This is a genomic window from Microbacterium aquimaris (assembly GCF_039531285.1).
GTDB classification, from domain to species: Bacteria; Actinomycetota; Actinomycetes; order Actinomycetales; family Microbacteriaceae; genus Microbacterium; species Microbacterium aquimaris.
Genome location: NZ_BAAAPT010000001.1, coordinates 1,008,711 through 1,025,531 on the forward strand (window position 1 = coordinate 1,008,711; position 16,821 = coordinate 1,025,531).

The 16,821-nt window shown below is 66.6% G+C and carries 13 protein-coding genes; 9 read left to right on the forward strand and 4 right to left on the reverse strand.

Annotated features, from left to right (window positions below; all coding sequences use genetic code 11):
- The first annotated feature begins 31 nt into the window (after positions 1-31).
- Together ABD204_RS04750 and ABD204_RS04755 are read left to right on the forward strand one after the other, a co-directional pair.
- Positions 32-1,552: a sulfatase family protein gene (locus tag ABD204_RS04750; RefSeq protein ID WP_194423518.1), complete on the forward strand. Its 1,521-nt coding sequence runs from the start codon at positions 32-34 to the stop codon at positions 1,550-1,552.
- Positions 1,545-3,932 carry an alpha-L-rhamnosidase-related protein gene (locus ABD204_RS04755; RefSeq protein WP_194423519.1) on the forward strand — a complete coding sequence of 796 codons (2,388 nt, stop codon included), beginning with the start codon at positions 1,545-1,547 and terminating at the stop codon, positions 3,930-3,932. The genes ABD204_RS04750 and ABD204_RS04755 overlap by 8 nt, the downstream gene beginning before the upstream one ends.
- Here ABD204_RS04755 and ABD204_RS04760 read toward each other — a convergent pair.
- Positions 3,923-4,924: a LacI family DNA-binding transcriptional regulator gene (locus ABD204_RS04760; protein ID WP_194423520.1), complete on the reverse strand. Its 1,002-nt coding sequence runs from the start codon at positions 4,922-4,924 to the stop codon at positions 3,923-3,925. The two genes, ABD204_RS04755 and ABD204_RS04760, sit on opposite strands and share 10 nt — an antisense overlap.
- Positions 4,925-5,104: 180 nt before the next feature.
- Here ABD204_RS04760 and ABD204_RS04765 point away from each other — a divergent pair, with 180 nt between their 5' ends.
- The 3 genes from ABD204_RS04765 to ABD204_RS04775 are packed head-to-tail and all read left to right on the forward strand — an operon-like array spanning position 5,105 to position 7,931.
- Positions 5,105-6,547, forward strand: a complete 1,443-nt coding sequence (locus tag ABD204_RS04765) for an L-fucose/L-arabinose isomerase family protein (RefSeq protein ID WP_194423521.1) — start codon at positions 5,105-5,107, stop codon at positions 6,545-6,547.
- 2 nt (positions 6,548-6,549) lie between these two features.
- Positions 6,550-6,885, forward strand: a complete 336-nt coding sequence (locus ABD204_RS04770; protein ID WP_194423522.1) for a putative quinol monooxygenase — start codon at positions 6,550-6,552, stop codon at positions 6,883-6,885.
- On the forward strand, positions 6,882-7,931 hold the full coding sequence (locus ABD204_RS04775) for a Gfo/Idh/MocA family protein (protein ID WP_194423523.1): 1,050 nt from the start codon (positions 6,882-6,884) through the stop codon (positions 7,929-7,931). Before ABD204_RS04770 ends, ABD204_RS04775 begins: the two co-directional genes overlap by 4 nt.
- A 15-nt stretch (positions 7,932-7,946) precedes the next feature.
- On the opposite strand, the gene ABD204_RS04780 is transcribed toward ABD204_RS04775, so the two are convergent.
- Positions 7,947-8,837: an AraC family transcriptional regulator gene (locus ABD204_RS04780; protein WP_194423524.1), complete on the reverse strand. Its 891-nt coding sequence runs from the start codon at positions 8,835-8,837 to the stop codon at positions 7,947-7,949.
- Between the two features lie 149 nt (positions 8,838-8,986).
- Between ABD204_RS04780 and ABD204_RS04785 the strand changes: the two genes are divergently transcribed.
- Together ABD204_RS04785 and ABD204_RS04790 are read left to right on the forward strand one after the other, a co-directional pair.
- Entirely contained in the window at positions 8,987-9,937 is a 951-nt protein-coding gene (locus tag ABD204_RS04785; RefSeq protein WP_194423525.1) for an SDR family oxidoreductase, read from the forward strand.
- A 90-nt stretch (positions 9,938-10,027) separates the two neighbouring features.
- Positions 10,028-10,327, forward strand: a complete 300-nt coding sequence (locus tag ABD204_RS04790) for an SDR family NAD(P)-dependent oxidoreductase (protein ID WP_194423526.1) — start codon at positions 10,028-10,030, stop codon at positions 10,325-10,327.
- A 154-nt stretch (positions 10,328-10,481) separates the two neighbouring features.
- Here ABD204_RS04790 and ABD204_RS04795 read toward each other — a convergent pair whose 3' ends face one another.
- Positions 10,482-10,721, reverse strand: coding sequence for a PLDc N-terminal domain-containing protein (locus tag ABD204_RS04795; protein WP_194423527.1), 240 nt, complete (start codon positions 10,719-10,721; stop codon positions 10,482-10,484).
- A 358-nt stretch (positions 10,722-11,079) separates the two neighbouring features.
- On the opposite strand from ABD204_RS04795, the gene ABD204_RS04800 reads away from it, so the two are divergent.
- Positions 11,080-12,780, forward strand: a complete 1,701-nt coding sequence (locus ABD204_RS04800) for a zinc-ribbon domain-containing protein (RefSeq protein ID WP_194423528.1) — start codon at positions 11,080-11,082, stop codon at positions 12,778-12,780.
- A 314-nt stretch (positions 12,781-13,094) separates the two neighbouring features.
- Here ABD204_RS04800 and ABD204_RS04805 read toward each other — a convergent pair whose 3' ends face one another.
- Entirely contained in the window at positions 13,095-15,473 is a 2,379-nt protein-coding gene (locus ABD204_RS04805) for a hypothetical protein (protein WP_194423529.1), read from the reverse strand.
- A gap of 351 nt (positions 15,474-15,824) precedes the next feature.
- On the opposite strand from ABD204_RS04805, the gene ABD204_RS04810 reads away from it, so the two are divergent.
- Positions 15,825-16,760 (forward strand): hypothetical protein, encoded by a 936-nt coding sequence (locus tag ABD204_RS04810; RefSeq protein WP_194423530.1) that lies wholly within the window; start codon positions 15,825-15,827, stop codon positions 16,758-16,760.
- The last annotated feature ends 61 nt before the right edge of the window (positions 16,761-16,821 follow it).

Here is a 16,821-nt window from a genome sequence, read left to right on the forward strand (position 1 = left end):
GAGCGCGCCGCCCTCTTGAAAGGTATCCACGATGACCGCGGATGACAGGCCCGACATCATCTTCCTGATGACGGACCAGCAGCGTTGGGACGCCCTCGGCGTCCAGAACCCCCTCGTCAAGACCCCGAACCTGGATCGGCTGATCCAGACCGGGATCCGTTTCCCCCAGGCGACGTGCCAGGCACCGATGTGTGTGCCGAGTCGTCATTCGCTGATGACCGGGATGTACCCGTCGCAGAACGGCGTGCGCTCGAACGAATCGGCCACCCCGGGCGACGCCGCCATCGCCGCCCCTGTTCTGGCCGAGGCGATGCGCGAAGCCGGCTACCTCACAGCCGGCTTCGGCAAGACCCACTGGGGGCGCACCCCTGAGACCCCCTCGACCCGGGGATTCGACGTGCGTGTCGTCGGAACGCAGGACCTCGGTCTCGAGGTCGGGGCGGTCGGCTGGCAGGAAGAGGAAGACCCCGAGGGGCGTGCCGCCTATCTCGAGATGACGCGCGAGTACGGACCGGGCGAGGAGGAGCCGGTCGGCTACCTCGGCGCCACCTCCACCATCCCGACGCGCAACCACCCCGACGGCTGGATCGCGGAACGGGCTCTCGAGTGGCTCGAGGGTCCGGATCTCGACACCGACAAGCCGCTCTTCTTCTACCTCAGCTTCGTCAAGCCGCACGCCGGGCACAATCCGGCCGCGGAGTTCGAGGCACTGTACGACCTCGACGAGATCCCGGACCTGGAGGTGCCGCCCTGGGACGAGTCGCGCTACGACCACATCCGGGTGCGCGACGAGAACTCCCCGTTCCTCGGGGCCCGCAGTCAGCGGTGGCGTGAGGCGTGGCGCACACTCACCCCCCGCGAACGCCGCCTTGCGACGCTCCGCTACTGGGCGAACTGCAGCTGGCTGGACTCCTTGTTCGGGGAGGCCCTCGACCGGCTCGCGGCGCGTGGCCGTCTCGACAACGCCCTGATCGTCTTCGCCAGCGACCATGGTGAGCTGCTCGGCGAACGCAACTTCCAGTTCTCCAAGTACTGCCTCTACGACAGCAGCGTACGCGTGCCGCTGGTCCTGTCCGGCGCGGCGATCGCGCCGCACCTGCGCGGGACCGTCGACGAGAGGCCGGCGGCACTGGTGGACGTGTATCCGACCATCGCCCACGCCGCCGGATTCGACATCCATCCAGGCGCCGCGGGGGCGTCCCTGCTGGAGCGTGCCGCCCGGTCGGGATCGTTCGCCGAGATGCACGAGCCGGTACCGGCCTGGATGTGGCGAACCGCCCGCTACAAGCTGATCGTGTTCGTCGATCCGAACACCGCCGGCGCGCAGGGCGAGCTCTACGACCTGCAGGCCGATCCTCGCGAGTGGCACAACCTCTACGACGATCCCGCCCACCTCGCGGTGCGCGCGGACCTCATGGCAGAGCTCATCGCCCACATCGCGACGAGTTTCGCCGCGGCACCCACCCACGGTGCACTCGGCGCCCCACCCGTCCTGCAGGAGCCGACCGCGCCCGCAGGCCACCAGAACGACAGCGAGACCAGACATGAGTGACGTCGACATCCGACAGACCATCCGCCCGCAGGACAGCCCGCGCAGCACCCACGCCCTCGTCGAAGGCGTGCAGATCGAGCCGCACGGGTACTCGGGACTCGAAGGACGGCCCGCCGGTGCGGTCCGTCGGCCCCTCGAGCCGACCTTCCCCGGCGCGTTCTGGTTGGCCGAGGACCCGCGGCCCGACCAGCACGCGGGGTTCGTCGCGGACGTCGTCGTCCCCGCCGACGGTTCGTATCGTCTGGCCGTGCAGGCGTCGGGCGCCTTCCGTCTTCGCATCGACTCCGAGACCGTCGTGCACGGTCCACTGCGCTATGCACCTGCGCTTCCGGAGTACCACGAACAGTCCATCGACCTGCCGGCCGGCCGCCACCGGTTGGCACTGCACGCGCAGGCCGAACTCCTCACCACACGCATGTCTGCGGCGGTGCCCCCCTTCGTGTGGGTGCGCCTGGCCGGAGACGACGGCGTCGAGATCCCGCTCGCGTGGCGGGGGCGTGAGCTGGAGGAGTACCACGCCACCGGTCTTCGGGTGAGCCCTCTGCTGGGATGGGTCGAGTGGCAGGCGGTCCCGTTCACCGGTGCGTGGTGGGACGACGATCTGCATACCGGATGGTCCGCGACCCGAACGGTCGATCTGTCGGTCCTCGGACCCGAGGCCACCTGCGCGGACATCTCGCTGCCCGCGTGGCGGTCACGGACCCTGACACCGCAGTCGTCCGGCGTGTACCGCGACACGTACGTCGGATACGAGTTCGATGACATCGGCACGCAGTTCCTCCTCGCCGACGACGACCCCGATCCGCTCGACGACCTCGACGGTCGCTGGTTCCGGTACGACCTCGGCCGCGTACGCGTGGGATCGGTCGCGTTGAAGATCACTTCTTCCGCGCGGGCGGAGGTCACCGTCGGGTTCGCCGAGCGGCTGACGCCCGATGGTCGTCCCTCTCCGGTCGTGGCGCTGTCGGCCGGCCCGACGCGCATGCTCCAGCACTTCACCGTCGACGCCGGCGAGACCACCATCGAACCGCTGCAGTCACTCGGGGGTCGGTACGTCGAGGTGCGTGTCCGCGGCGGTCTCGACAGTGACGTCACCGAGGCGCGCTTCGTCGAACGCGACTTCCTCGGAGCGCCCACCGGTCGCTTCGAGTCGGGCGACGCGCTGCTGGACCGCATCTGGATGACCGGACTGGACACGTTGCGTGCCACGGCGGAAGACAGCCTCATCGACTCCGTTCGCGAGCGCGGGGAGTGGGTCGGCGACGTCGTCTCCAGCGCGCTGCATCTGCTCAGTGCCGGGTGGGGGGATGTGCGCCTCGTGCGTCGTGCTCTGCTGCACTCCGCCGCCGGAGCACGCGACGACGGGCTCGTCTCCGGGTGTGGCCCCGGTGAGGTGCTCTACCTGGGGACGTACGCCGCCCAGTGGGTCACCGCGTGCATCAACGTCGCGCGGGTCGAAGGCGAGCTCGCCATCCTTCGCGAACTGGAGGAGAGCGCCGGGGCCAACGTCGATGCTCTCCTCGGGTGCATCGAGGACAACGGTGACCACCATCTGCCGTGGTCGTTCGTCGACTGGGGATACGGCGTGCCGCAGGATCAGCCGAACCTCGCCGTCCTCTCGCACGTCCATCAGGCGGTGCGCAGCTGGCGGCGCTGGCTCGAGCTGCTCGGCAAGCCCGAGCAGGCGGCCGCCTACGCAGCCGACGAGGATCGGCTCGCGCGTGTGCTCGCACGGTGGATGGTCGACCCGGCGAACCCGTATCACTCATGGACCCTCGGTGTGCACAGCGGCATCGTCGACCCCGAGGGCGCGGCGCAGCACATCCAGGACCACGTCTCCCGCGCCTTCCCGTTCGACCGCACGGCGGATCGCCTGCGTGATCCGAGCCAGGTCCGCCCCGGTGCGGCCACACCGTACTTCACGAACTACTCCTTCCCGATCCTCCTCGACTCCGGTCGGGGCCAGCAGGTCGCGGACCTGTGGCGCACCGGCTGGGGCTGGATGCTCGACCGTGGTGCCACGACATGGTGGGAGGTCTTCGACGAGCGGTGGAGCCAATGCCACTACTGGGGTGGCGCGCCCACCTGGCAGATGTCGCGGTGGGGTCTCGGACTGCATGTCGACGTCGATGACCACGGTCCGATCGCGGACCTGCGGGTCAACGACCTCGGCCGCGATCGTGTGGCGGGCCTGGCCCACCTTGCGGGAGCCCGGACCGCGGAGGTGGAGTGGCAGAAGGTCGGCGACGAGCTCATCCGCTACCGGCTGGACCTGTCCGATGCCGCCCGTGTGCGCGTCGGCGGAGAGGTGCGCGAGCTCTCGCGCGGGGGGCACGAGTTCGAGCTCCGGCGCCAGGGCGGCGGTGCGCTCTACCGATGAGCGCCGACGGACGTGGGCAGGGACGTATGGCGCACGACGAGCTCGGGCGAATAGACGCGCCGCGCGTGTTCGACGCCCGGTCCCGCCGCGATCTCGGCGACCGTGAGGTCGACTGCGGCCTGCGCCATCAGCTCGACGGGCTGACGCACGGTGGTCAAGGGCACCTGCGCGGTGGCGGCGAACTCGATGTCGTCGTGGCCGATCAGGCTGAGATCCTCCGGGATGCGGATGGCGCCTTCCCGGGTGATCTCGTGCATCAGGCCGATCGCCAGCAGGTCGTTGGCGGCGAAGATCGCATCGGGGCGGCGGTCGGGCGGCGTCGCGAGGATCCGCGCGCCGACGCGGCGTCCCTCGTCGATGGTGAGGGTGACCGTCGACAGGTAGTCCATGCGCACGCCGGGGGATTCGGCGACGGCACGGGTCGCGCCGTCCACGCGCCCGCGGACCTGATGGATGGGACCGCCGGCGACGAGGATGTCGCGCCGGCCCTGTTCGATGAGATGCCGCACCGCGACGTATCCGCCGTGCTCGGCGTCCGACTGGACGACACTGAAGTCGGGCTCGGCGTCCGGGACGCCGAGGAGGACGATCGGGGTGCCGCCGGCCTGGATCGAGCGCATGCGGGCGGTGACACCGTCGATCGGCGCGAGCATGATCCCGCCGACGCGCTGAGACTCGAACAGGTCGAGGTAGCGGCTCTCGCGCTCCGCCCGTTGCGAGCTTCCGCCGAGAAGCACGGAGAAACCGGCCTTCTCCGCGGCGTCCTCGGCGACTTCGGCGAGCGCGTTGAAGAACGAGTCGTAGTTGCTCAGGACGAGCAGGCCCAGGGTCTTGCTCGCACCGGACGAGAGCTGTCTCGCGTGGCTGTTGGGCACGTACTCGAGGTCTCTCATCGCGGCGTGGACGCGGGCGACGAGCTCCGGCTTCACCGTCGCGCGGCCGTTCAGCACGTTCGACACCGTACCCACCGAGACGCCCGCGGCCCGCGCCACGTCTCTGATGTGAACCCGTGCGCGCGCCATCGAACCGCTCCCCCTGACTCTCCCGAACCGCCGACACCCGACGCGGGTCTTCTCATTATGGCGCGCCGCGCCGAGAAAGCGCGTTCCGTCGACGGCCACGCGACCCGGACACAGACCGCGGCATAGCCGCGACAACGAAAGAAGGTGCATATGACGACCGCACTCAACGAGCTGAGCTCGGTGCTGGCCCCGAAGTCGCGGCGCAAGCCGCGGATCGGTTTGGTCGCCGGTGGGCTCGGTACCTACTGGCCGCAGTTCCCGGGTCTGTTGCCGCAGCTGCAGGAGTCTTCTCGGTACGTCTCGGAGCGGTTCGCCGAGATGGACGCCGAGGTGACCGACGTCGGGTTCATCTCCGATGCGCAGGAGGGTGCGGCCGCGGCAGAAGCGCTGCGCAAGGCCGACTGCGACCTCATCGTGCTCTTCCTCACGACCTACCTGACCAGCTCGATGGTCTTGCCGATCGCGCAGCGCTCCGGAGCGCCGGTGTTGGTGATCGACCTGCAGCCCACCGAGAAGATGGATCACGCGTCCTTCGACACCGGCGCGTGGCTGGCCTACTGCGGTCAGTGCCCGGTGCCCGAGGTCGGCAACGTGTTCATGCGCGCCGGTATCCCGTTCCGGTCGGTGTCGGGACACCTGCGGCAGGAGTCGGCTTGGCGGCGCATCGAGCAGTGGATCGCGGCGGCGCATGTGCGTGCGGCACTTCGCCACGCACGTCACGGACTGATGGGCCACGTCTACCCGGGCATGCTCGATGTCTCGACCGATCTGACGCTCTTGCCGGTGACGTTCGGCTCGCACGTGGAGGTGCTCGAGTTCGACGACCTGCGCGTGCGGGTGGATGCGGTGACGGAGCAGGAGACGGCCGCGCGGATGGACCTGGCCCGCAGCGTGTTCACGCTCGATGACACCGTCGTCGACGAGGACTTCGCGTGGGGTGCGCGCGTGTCGGTCGGTCTCGACCGACTCGTGGAGGACTTCGACCTCGACTCGCTCGCGTACTACCATCGCGGACTCGATGGAGAGCAGCACGAGCGGCTCGGTGCGGGGATGATCCTCGGGGCCTCGCTCCTCACCGCCCGCGGCATCCCGACCACGGGGGAGTACGAGCTGCGGACCACTCTCGCCCAGCTGGCCACCCAGGTCGTCGGCGCCGGGGGTTCGTTCTGCGAGATCCAGGCCCTGAACTTCGAGGACGACGTCGTCGAAATGGGACACGACGGGCCGGCCCACCTGGCCGTGTCGTCACGTGACCCGTTGTTGCGCGGACTCGGGGTGTACCACGGGAAGCGTGGGTGGGGTGTGTCGGTCGAGTTCGACGTGCAGCACGGTCCGGTGACCCTCCTCGGACTCGGACAGGACCGCGACGGGGCGCTGTCGTTCATCGCCTCCGAGGGCACGGTGGTCCCCGGTCCGCTTCTGGAGATCGGCAACACCACGAGTCGCGTGGACTTCGGCCGGGATCCGGGGGAGTGGGTCGATGCCTGGTCGGCGACCGGGGTGGGGCATCACTGGAGCCTGTCCCTCGGACACCGCTCGGCCACGTATCGGGCCGCGGCGTCGCTGCTCGGCATCGACTTCCGGACGGTGTGATCATGGCCGTCACCGTCGTCGCCGTCCTCACCGCCAAGCCCGGGATGGGCCCTGCCGTGATCGAGTCTTTCCGGGAGGTCTCGCCGCGCGTGCACGACGAGCCCGGTTGCGAGCTCTACGCCGCTCACCTCGAGCAGGACGGCGACACCGTCGTGATGGTCGAACGGTGGACCACCCGGGCCGATCTGGACGCGCACGCTGCGGGCGCACCGCTGGCCCGGCTCAACGAGCTCAATGCCGACCTGCTCGAACGGCCCTACGATGTGTGGTTCCTCGACCCGGTGCCCCTGGGTGACCCCGCGAAAGGAGCGATGCCCGCGGGAAGCGCGCCGGCGTGACCCTCCCCGAGGCGTTCCCCGCACCGGAGTTCTTCGTGCGGGACAGCGCACCCTCGTTGCGGTGGGCCGTGCTCGCGCCCGGCGGCATCGCGGTCGAGTTCGTCCGCGCTCTGCTCCGGTTCACCGACCAGCGGGTGGTCGCTGTCGGGTCTCGCTCCCGGGACCGCGCAGCGGCGTTCGCGGCGCGTTTCGAGATCCCCCACGCGTTCGGCTCATACGAAGAGGTCGTCGAGCGGGGCGATGTCGATGTGGTGTACATCGCCTCACCCGTGTCCGAGCACGTGCGTCTCGGGCTGCTCGCGGTCGGTGCGGGCAAACACGTCCTCGTCGAGAAGCCGCTGGCCACGACCGCCCACGATGCGCGCCGGCTGTTCGCCGCGGCGGAGGACGCGGGTGTGTTCGCGATGGAAGCGATGTGGACGCGATACCTGCCGCAGTCGAGTGTCATCCGCCGCCTCCTCGCCGATGGTGTGCTCGGCGAGGTCGAGTCGGTGCTCGCCGATCACGGCCAGGCCGTACCGCGTGATCCCTCGCGCCGTCTGTGGCGGCCGGAGCTCGGCGGGGGAGCCCTCGGCGACATCGGTATCTATCCGATCGCGTTCGCGTCCGAAATGCTGGGGGTGCCGACGCAGATCCTCGCCCAGGGGATGGTGACATCCACCGGGGTCGACGCGTGGGCGACCATCGCGCTCGACCACGACGGGAACGCTCATGCGGCGCTCAGCGCGGGGTTGCTCACACGTACCCCGATCGTCGCGAACGTCGCCGGCTCCGCGGCCCGCGTCGAGCTCGCGTCGCCGTTCTTCATGCCGACCTCGTTCCGGCTGGCGGACACCGCCTTGTTCGGCGAATCCCGTCTATGGCGGGAACCGACCGGGATGACCGGTTTCGACGGGCTGTCATGGGAAGCGACGGCGTTGGCGCGCTACGTCGACGAGGGGCGTGTGGAATCCCCACTCCACACCCACGAGGAGACCATCTCGATCCTCGCGACCATCGATGAGGCCAGGCGGCAGATCCGCGCCGTCGGGCGGGTCGTCCGCTGACGGTGCCGGACAGGATCAGGCGAGAACGGCCGGACGATGCGTGGTGCCCCACTGCCGAGGGGACTGGCCGTAGGCGCGTTTGAACTCGCGGCTGAACTGGGAGGTGCTGACGTAGCCCACCTCGAAGGCCGCCTCGTTGACGCTCATGCCGCTGGCGATGTTCATGGCCGCACTGTTGAGGCGCATCGACTTGACGAACTGGATGGGTGACATCGTCGTCGCCTGTTTGAACTTGCGGTGGAACACCGCACGACTCATCCCCGCCTGCGCTGCCATGTCGTCGATGGTGACGGTGTCGTCGAGATGGGCGGACAGGTACTCGATCGACCGGGCGATCTCGTTGCCGACACCGAAGGCGCGTCGAGCCGATTCGCCCGCTTCGCCCTTCAGCAACGCGTAGTACACCTCGCGGAGGCGCCCTTCGCCGAGGACGGCCGTGTCGCCGGGATCCTCGACGAGTTGCACCAGCCGAAGGAGGGCATCGGTGAAGAAGTCGTCCCAGTTCGCGAGGGCGATCCCCTGCGGGAGGGGGCCTGCCTTGGGGGAGCGGATGGGGCCCGCGGCGCGCTCGGTCTCGAGGACCAGCTCGGTCATGGTCTTGGTGTCCAAGGAGATCTGCACGCCCAGGAGGGGGTTCTCGGGCGAGGCCATCGGGGTGCCCGCTTCGACGGGCATCGACATCGAGCACGCCATGTAGCGCTCACTGTCGTAGACATGCGAGCGGCCGTCGAGGATCGCCTCTTTCGCCCCACTCACGATCGCGATGAGACTCGGCTCGTACACCGCGGGCGTGCAGCGAACCGATTCGGTCACGCGGAACAGCTGCACGCCCGTGATGCCGCTGTCCACGAGGCCGTCTTGCGCGAGGCGTCGATCGATGATGTCGCGGATCTGCTGCTTGCTCATGCGACGACGATACGTGTCATATGCACCGGATTGCGACGCGGAGAGACGAATAGGCAAATAATCGACACCATTTCGCCTAGAAACAAACTCTCGGTGATACGTACCGTTGATCAGGTCAGATGGTGAACGAGACCGAGGAGAACTGAGACATGGCAGACAAGACGTTCGGACCGCAGGGGTGGACGCCGGAGCGACTGGGATCGCTGACCGGGAAGACCTACCTGATCACCGGTGCGACCGCCGGTGCGGGATTCCAGGCGACGCGCACGCTTCTGAGCAACGGCGCCACCGTGGTCATGTTGAACCGTAGTGTCGAGAAGTCGACGGATGCGGTGACGAAGCTGAAGGAGGAATTCGGCGCCGGCGCCGAGGTCTCGTTCGTGAAGATGGACCTCTCGGTGCTGGATTCGGTGCGTGAAGCGGCCGCGACGGTGTTGAAGAGCGTCTCCCGAATCGACGCGTTGATCTGCAATGCCGCGATCGCCCAGGTCCCCGAGCAGCGGATCACCGCTGACGGCTTCGAGAGCATGTTGGGCACGAATCACTACGGCCACTTCCTGCTCAGTGGCCTGCTGTTCGAGCGAATCGAGGAGTCGAAGGGGCGCATCGTCGTCGTGTCGAGCCTCGGCTACAAGATGGGCATCCGCACGATCCAGTTCGATGACATGAACTGGGATCACAACTACCACCAGAACAAGACCTACAGCCAGTCGAAGCTGGCGCAGATGATGTTCGCCTACGAGCTGCAGGACCGGCTGGCCAAGGCGGGCAAGACGGACGTGAAGGTCTACGTCTGCCACCCGGGATCTTCGCGGACTTCGCTGATCACGACCAGTGGCAACTTCGCCACGCGCATGATGTTCGGACTCATGTCGCTGTCGCCGATGGTCCAGTCGGCCGAGAAGGGATCGTATCCCGAGGTCATGTGCGCCACGGAGGACGGCCTGGAGCAGCGCGCACTGTACGGCCCCACCGGCCGCAACGAGTGGGTCGGGCCGGTCGGAAAGGGCACGCTCGAGCCGTTCGCCTACGACAAGAACACGACGCGTCGGCTCTGGGATCTGTCGGAGAAGGAAGTCGGCTTCGAGTGGAACTTGTGATCGACGGGGTGTTCCCCCACACAGATCGCGCCGCCTGCGCGGCGTCAGCTATGAGCGTGCCGCGACGGTGCGCGCAGAAGGAGGTAGGAGATGACGGACTTCACAGACAAGGTGGTCGTCGTCACGGGTGGCGCGACCGGAATCGGCAAGGCACTTGCGGACCGCTTCGGCGCGGAGGGCGCGAAGATGATTCTCGCTGCCCGGCGCGAGGACCGGCTGCGTGAGGCCGTCGAGGACCTCGCCGGCAAGGGCGTCGAGGCGCGCTATCAGGTGTGCGACATCTCCAAGCGTGAAGACGCCGAGGCGCTCGCCGACTACGCTTTCGCCGAGTTCGGTCAGGTCGACGTACTCGTCAACACGCCGGCCGGGCCGGTTTCCCGGCGACGGTGATCGACTCGACGGAGGAGGCCTGTGACGTGGGGCCCTGATCGGCGGTAGAGGCTCTGGCATAGCGAATCTGTATTCCATTCATGCTGCCGAGCGTGCTCGCCGCAGCGCTCAGGCGCACCTGGGATGGATGGAGTGGCGGCGTTGCCAGCCAGGATCAGGTAGTCGGATCCACGGGGACGGCGCGCCGGCCGACAGTCAACCACGCGACCGAACCGATGAGCGGTACGAGAAGCACGACGACCGTCCAGACCAATGCTTGCGTCGCAGTGAGCCGGCGCGCAGACAGAGCGAGCGTGGCGAGCGCAACGATAGTGAGGATAATGACGAGCACGACGACGATCGACCAGACGAGGTCGTAGCCGGCGGGGATCAACGGATTGTGGTCGTCGCTCACACCGCCACCCTACGGGTCGGTGTCCGGGCGGCGGCCGATCAACCTCGAGAATGCACGCCGCCCCCATACAACACGCATCGCCCGCAAGGGGATCCCCTTTCGGGCGATGCCCGGTGACGGCGCGTCAACGTGCGGGAACGATCCCGGACGGAGGTGCGCTCCAGGATCAGCCCTGACCACACCGATCGTTCGGGGGCGGCGGTGCACGTACGCGCGATTTGCTCCCGATCGACGCGGCCACCGCGTTCACTCCCTGCGCAGGGTGTTGCCAAACCTCAGCTTGCGGGGTCCTGGACGTCCACTCTGGCAGTATGGCGCCGTGCCGGCCACCCAACAGAGCTGTAGCGCCGAGGGGTGCGTGACACCCTCCGCGTATCGCACCAGGACCAAGCCGGCGTACTGCCTGACCCATGTCGACGATATCTTCCGCAGAGGCGGGCTTGAACCGATCGGCACGTTCCACAAGCCAGAAAAGATGCGGCGCTGCCGCTGTCTAGCGTGTGCTGTCGAGGCGGACTACCGCATGGTGACGGTCGAGGAGCGCACAGACCATAGGGAAACCGCGTGCGACGCCTGCAGGTGGCGTGCGTGGGCGGAGACAGCGAGGGCGACGGCGGGACGCTCCGCGCGAACAACGCCGAACGACCTCGACGCTGTCGCGAAGCTCGCCCAAGAGCACTTCTACGTCTACATCAGGCCGCTCACTGACCCTTCGTTGCCTGATGATCCGCACCTCACCGAGTGCGAGCGATGCGGGGTGCGCAGTGTGCAGCGCGTCGGCGACATGGGCTTCGTTTGTGGTTGCACGAAGAGCCGAATCCGCACAGCGCCGCCGCGGAAGAAGCTGTTCAAAGACTCGGGCTCGCCCGCCTTGGATTGGTGGGCGGAGGACAACGACGCGGTCCTGCTCGCAACGGCGACCATGAAGGCGAACCGTGAAGCTGACTGGATCTGCCCCAAAGGGCACCGCTTCACCGCCCCGATCCGCACCATGAGCGAGACTCCGCGTTGCGGAGAGTGTGCCGAAGAGGCACGACTGTCTGACATGGTCCGCATCCAAGCCATCGCGCACTTGACCATCTCCCAGGTCTCAGAACTCGCGGAAACCTGGGATGACCCCGCGTACGACCCCGCGCAAGTGATGGTGCTCGATGACCGACCGACCTTCGGTGTCGGCTTCCGCTGGAAGTGCCCAAACGGACACCACCCGCGGCTATCGATCTCTCGCTGGTACCTCCACGGGTGCGACCACTGTGCCGCAGCCAAGACACGAAGCGCGCGGGCCGGCGTCGTCAACCTCGAGCCGGAGATCGCGAACCAATACGCCGAGAGAAACTCGACGCCCATCGAAAAGGTCACACCAGGCTCGAGTAGACCGCGATGGTGGAAGGACCCCGTCTGCGGACATGAGTGGGAGGCGTCCCCACGGGAACGGATGCAGCAACCCGTCTGGCGTTGCCCGATCTGCCGCACGCGCACGAACTCGTTCGGGTGGAACTACCCGGAGCTAGCGGAAGAGTGGGCCGACACCAACCCCGTCACGCCGTTCCATGTTCTACCAACAGGACGGATGGACTTCACGCCCGAGTGGGTGTGCGCACATGACTCAGCACACCGCTGGTCCGCACCGCTCACCTCTCGAGTCAACGGCGCTGGCTGTCCGGATTGCCGAGTCTCCGGCAAATCGAAGGTCGAGGTGCTCTACCTGGCGGCCGCTGCGGAGACCTATGGCGAGGCGCTCTCCGGCCGGACAGTCCGCCACGAGGCGTTTAGACGTCGCGGGAGCTGGACAGTTGACATCCTCGTCGGTGACGTCGCCATCGAGTATGACGGGGCCTACTGGCACGCGGACAAGGTGGCGGTCGACACGGACAAGTCCCTCGATCTACTCGCAGCCGGACTCAAAGTCATCCGCCTGCGCGAGCATCCGCTACCCCTGCTCCAGATCGACGACCCGCTGTACGCTGAGTTCACGGTCTACGCGTCGGCACCAGATCCGGCAGGGGTAATTCAGCTCATCGCCGCTCGCTTTGGAGCGCCGGCGGTCAGCCGTCAGTAGTTCCTGACGCAGACTGCGGCGGCCCGCTCCGGATAGCCGGACAGTCGCCTACGCCTTCGGCCGTGGGACGGGGGCGATCGTACACAAGGACGGAACGAACAATGGGATGACATCCCCTTTGCGCCGATCCCCTTGCGAGCAATGCCCGGAAGCGGACCATCGCACGCACGCAGGTTAGCGCGTCAGTGTCGACGACTCTCCAGTTCCCAGCCAAAACGACGCCGTCGCCTTGGCCGGATTCTCAAGCGTCGCCGGCAGTCAGTCGAAGGGCAAGCGTTTGGGTGCGTTACCCTGCACGACGCCTGCTCTGTTCCCTAGTCCGGCGCTCCGAGGTCGCAGAAAACCGTCAGTTCCGGCGAGAACGGAGTCACCTTTTGCGCATGAGCTGCTAGGTGGGTCAGATCTGTTGGCGCCCACTCGCTTCTATTTGTAGCGAGGAGGAGCCGGTCAGCTCGAAGTGCCTCAGCGACTCGAAGCAACTTTGCGGACCTGTCTGCTCGCGCCTTTCGTCCACCGAAGGTGCCGTTTGACTTCGCCTCCCCCACCACGACCTGACCGTCCGCGTAGGCGAGAACGTCGATCTCTGCGATTGGGGTGCCTGACTCCGCATCGATGAACTCAAGCTCCGGCGCATCGGTGAAGGAGCGTGAGCCGCTCCGAAGGCTCCTGCTGGCCAACAGCGGAACATCGCCGTGTGCGCCGAGGAGCTCTCGAAGAGGGGTGTAGAGATCGTAGAACCAGCGGGGTTCATCGGCTGAACGCTTCCACCGATCCGATACCAGCGTGTTGCTGGATGAGCACTGGGGGCACTCGAACTCTTGGCCAACACGGTCGGCATCAACGAAAGACAACCGGCCACACTCGGCGCAATCGAGAGCCAGCCCGCGGCGAAGAAGTCGCTGCCCGAGGAGCTCGTCAACAAAGCTCCTGGTTTGGTCGCCGAGGTGGGCGGCTATGGCATCAAACGACAGGTAGGGGTCGACGCCAACTACAACGGTTCGCGGGTCTCGCTCACGAGGCGGATGGTCAAGCCGCACGAACTCTTTAAGCAGGCGGAGACGCACGGGTGACACCAGGTCTAGAAGCTGAGACCGCGAACCGACCCGGGCAGCTACCAGTTCCGCACGCCGTCCGGCATCCGAAAGGCGGACGTTCATCCCGGACTGAGCCGCCATCGTGCGGACCCATGCGGCCATAGTCGGAATCTTGAGGCGAGGGCGTCCAATACGAGATGTCAGGAGCGCGCCGCCAGGCACGAAGCCCTGCGAATGGGGTGTGAATGACACGCCGTTCCGAGCGGATCGAATGTTCACCTCAGGGAATGGTGTTCCCTGAACAGCCAGGGCGTTCGCCGACAGGTTCCTCCCTGTGGGCAGTACCCGATCTGCGACCTGCACATCGACGTACCAGTACGGCACCAAGCCCGTTTCCTCGGCGAAGAGGAGCCGACTTGGAATTGGAGTCTCGAGGCCGAGCGGAGCTTCTTCAAATCCGTCCGGTGTTGAAACAACGGGGAAGAACACGCTCGCGCCGACATGCTCGTCCGCGACGAACTCAGACAAGCCGGACGTGAGGTCGGGGTTCCGAACAGCGAGCTTCTCTTCCTCTGGAACGTCAGGAACCTCCTCGCCGTCCTGGCTGATCCACATTGCTCGAAACTCCGGCTCGCGGAGTCGTTCGGCCAAGGATCTCAAGTCTTCCTCGGAGACAGAGGACGAGGTGAGTGGGATCGGCCCGCCATGGTGCTGCCGATCCCAGATGACGCGTTGGATCGCACGTCTCGCCCGTTGCCAGAAGTCACTCCCGGGCTCAACCACCGACGTGGGCAGCCAGATCGCCCGGCCCAGCAAGCGGTCGTACGCAAGCGCGAGTGCGAAGTCGGTGGCCGTATCACCCGCCACAATAGCGACGCCATCGGGTTGAAATCCCCGCGTGATGGACAGCAAGCGCTGGCCGGCTCGGAAGAGTCCGTCGTTGACGGTTCCAGATTCGTCAGCGTCAGCCACTCGCAGCTCTTCAGGTGCATCGTCCCCGTCGGGATGAAGCAGCCAGGGAATCGAAGACTCGGACGGCTCGGAGCGTCCCTTGGAGTCATCCGCCCCGAGCCGGAGCGCCGCGAGCAATCCGAGATCAGAACGCCAGTCTTTCGCGGCGGCAAGCCCGTAGTGCTGGTCCGAACGGGGCGTCAGCGATCCGCTCCGAGTGTCGCGACGCGGTGCGGTGTCGATGGAACGAATCGTCTCGTAGTCCTCGCCCGGGCGTTCCATTCGCAACGCCGAGCGAAGCGGCGAGCACCAGCCCGCCACCGTCGCCCGGGCCCGGGCTGCCTGTTCATCTCGTGCCGGAAAGCTCGCCGAAGCGATCATGCGCCGGCATTCCTCCTCAGAATGTTCGCCCTCGAAGGTCACCGATCCCGGATACAGCTCCTCCCACACTTCCGGACCGGCGTTGAGCGTTACCACGTGGTCAGGGTCATATGCGCGAACGACGGGCGCAAGTACGTGGTTTGGGCGGCTCGTGCTCGGATCGAATGGCACAAGGATGAACCCCGCCCCGCCCCAGTACTGCGCAGCTGCGGCCAGGGCGAGCATCCCCCAGGATCGCCACTGGTTGTCGTCTCTGACGACGATGGCAACGCGCGGCGGCCGCAAACAGACCGAAGCTGAAACGAAGCCGACGTCGCGAGTGGACATGACTGTATTAGATCGCATGACGCATCGTCCGGTGCGGAAAGTGCGTCCCTCTCGATCCGCTAAATGTGCGCATCCCATCGATAGGACGTTCATTCTTGTCAAACAAAGGCGGCGCTGCCATTTCGCCTACTGCGTCACACTGTCGCTGGTCGAGCATCGGCATCTCGACCCGTCACTTCCCCTTGGACGTATCGTTTTCGTCGCCTCTGCCGCACCGCGGACGAAGGCGGAGACTCACAGGCGATCCGCGCGACCAGGACATACCGGCGACCCAGCCCGTGGCTCCGAGCTCTTCGAACGGAGCGCCGCTGAATCATTGGCTTGCGATCGATCCGTCGCCATGATTGGGGAGTGACCGATGTGACCGCCGCCACGGAGAATGTGGACGCGCCCGTGCCGTGGAGGCGAACACGACTGATCGTGGCGTTTTTGATGTTGGCTGCCTACGCGGTCGCCGCAATTTGGTGGTATCGCGAATGCAGCGTGCTCCGCGTGGGGACCGACCCGGCGGAGGCGACCTGCGCGCCGCCGACGGTCACGAGTGCCACAGTACTTGTCCTCCTGTTCTTGGTCGTGTTGCTTCTCTGGCCCGATATCAGTGAGATCACCGTTCTTGGCGTCACGCTCAAGAGGAGAGTCGAGCAGGCTAAGCAAGCGGCGGCCGCGGCAAGTTCGGAAGCAACTGAAGCGAAGGAGGAGGTCCGCAATCTCACAACGACCGTGCAGACTCTGCAGGTTCAACTCAACGCGGTAATGGTTAGTTCTGCGAACTCGGCCGCTGCAGCAACCGTCTCACAGACCTTCCTGCTCCCGGATGTGCCATGGAGCGCGGGAGCGTCTGCGGACGTTCAACGGTCTGTGCTCGACCTCCAGCGCGAGGCTCAACGGCGTCAATATGTGGAACCGTGGCCAGGCAGTGGATCGCGGCGGCCCGTGGACCTAGACGCCGCAAGAGAAGCGTTCCACAACAAGAGCAACGACGAGCTGAAGATGCAACTAATCCGTGAGTGGGAAGCGCTCGACGTAATGCTTGCAATTAGCTTCGCCCCTCGACAGCGGGCGAAGAAGAGCGTGGATGACGAGGACCGTCAACTCCGGAGCGTGCAGCAGGCGTTCATCGCTGATCATCGTGACACTCTCGCGAGTGTGAGGAGCCTCAGAAACGCGGTCGCGCACGCCGAGGAGGTGAGCCGCCCGGATGTCGAGGACGGTTTGGAGGCGCTGGCGTTGCTTCGCCCGCTCGCCGACGAATGGATGCGTGCGTACACCGCGCCTAGCCACCGCTAACGACCGGCTTCCTCAAGACACTGGCACCGCTCGTGGGTGGTCCAGGCTGTCGTCGAATGTG

Bases quoted from the DNA above. Each gene is read 5' to 3' on its own strand.
- ABD204_RS04755 (WP_194423519.1), top strand. From the start codon at position 1,545: ATGAGTGACGTCGACATCCGACAGACCATCCGCCCGCAGGACAGCCCG.
- ABD204_RS04770 (WP_194423522.1), top strand. From the start codon at position 6,550: ATGGCCGTCACCGTCGTCGCCGTCCTCACCGCCAAGCCCGGGATGGGC.
- ABD204_RS04750 (WP_194423518.1), top strand. From the start codon at position 32: ATGACCGCGGATGACAGGCCCGACATCATCTTCCTGATGACGGACCAG.
- ABD204_RS04785 (WP_194423525.1), top strand. From the start codon at position 8,987: ATGGCAGACAAGACGTTCGGACCGCAGGGGTGGACGCCGGAGCGACTG.
- ABD204_RS04805 (WP_194423529.1), bottom strand. From the start codon at position 15,473: ATGTCCACTCGCGACGTCGGCTTCGTTTCAGCTTCGGTCTGTTTGCGG.
- ABD204_RS04780 (WP_194423524.1), bottom strand. From the start codon at position 8,837: ATGAGCAAGCAGCAGATCCGCGACATCATCGATCGACGCCTCGCGCAA.
- ABD204_RS04765 (WP_194423521.1), top strand. From the start codon at position 5,105: ATGACGACCGCACTCAACGAGCTGAGCTCGGTGCTGGCCCCGAAGTCG.
- ABD204_RS04790 (WP_194423526.1), top strand. From the start codon at position 10,028: ATGACGGACTTCACAGACAAGGTGGTCGTCGTCACGGGTGGCGCGACC.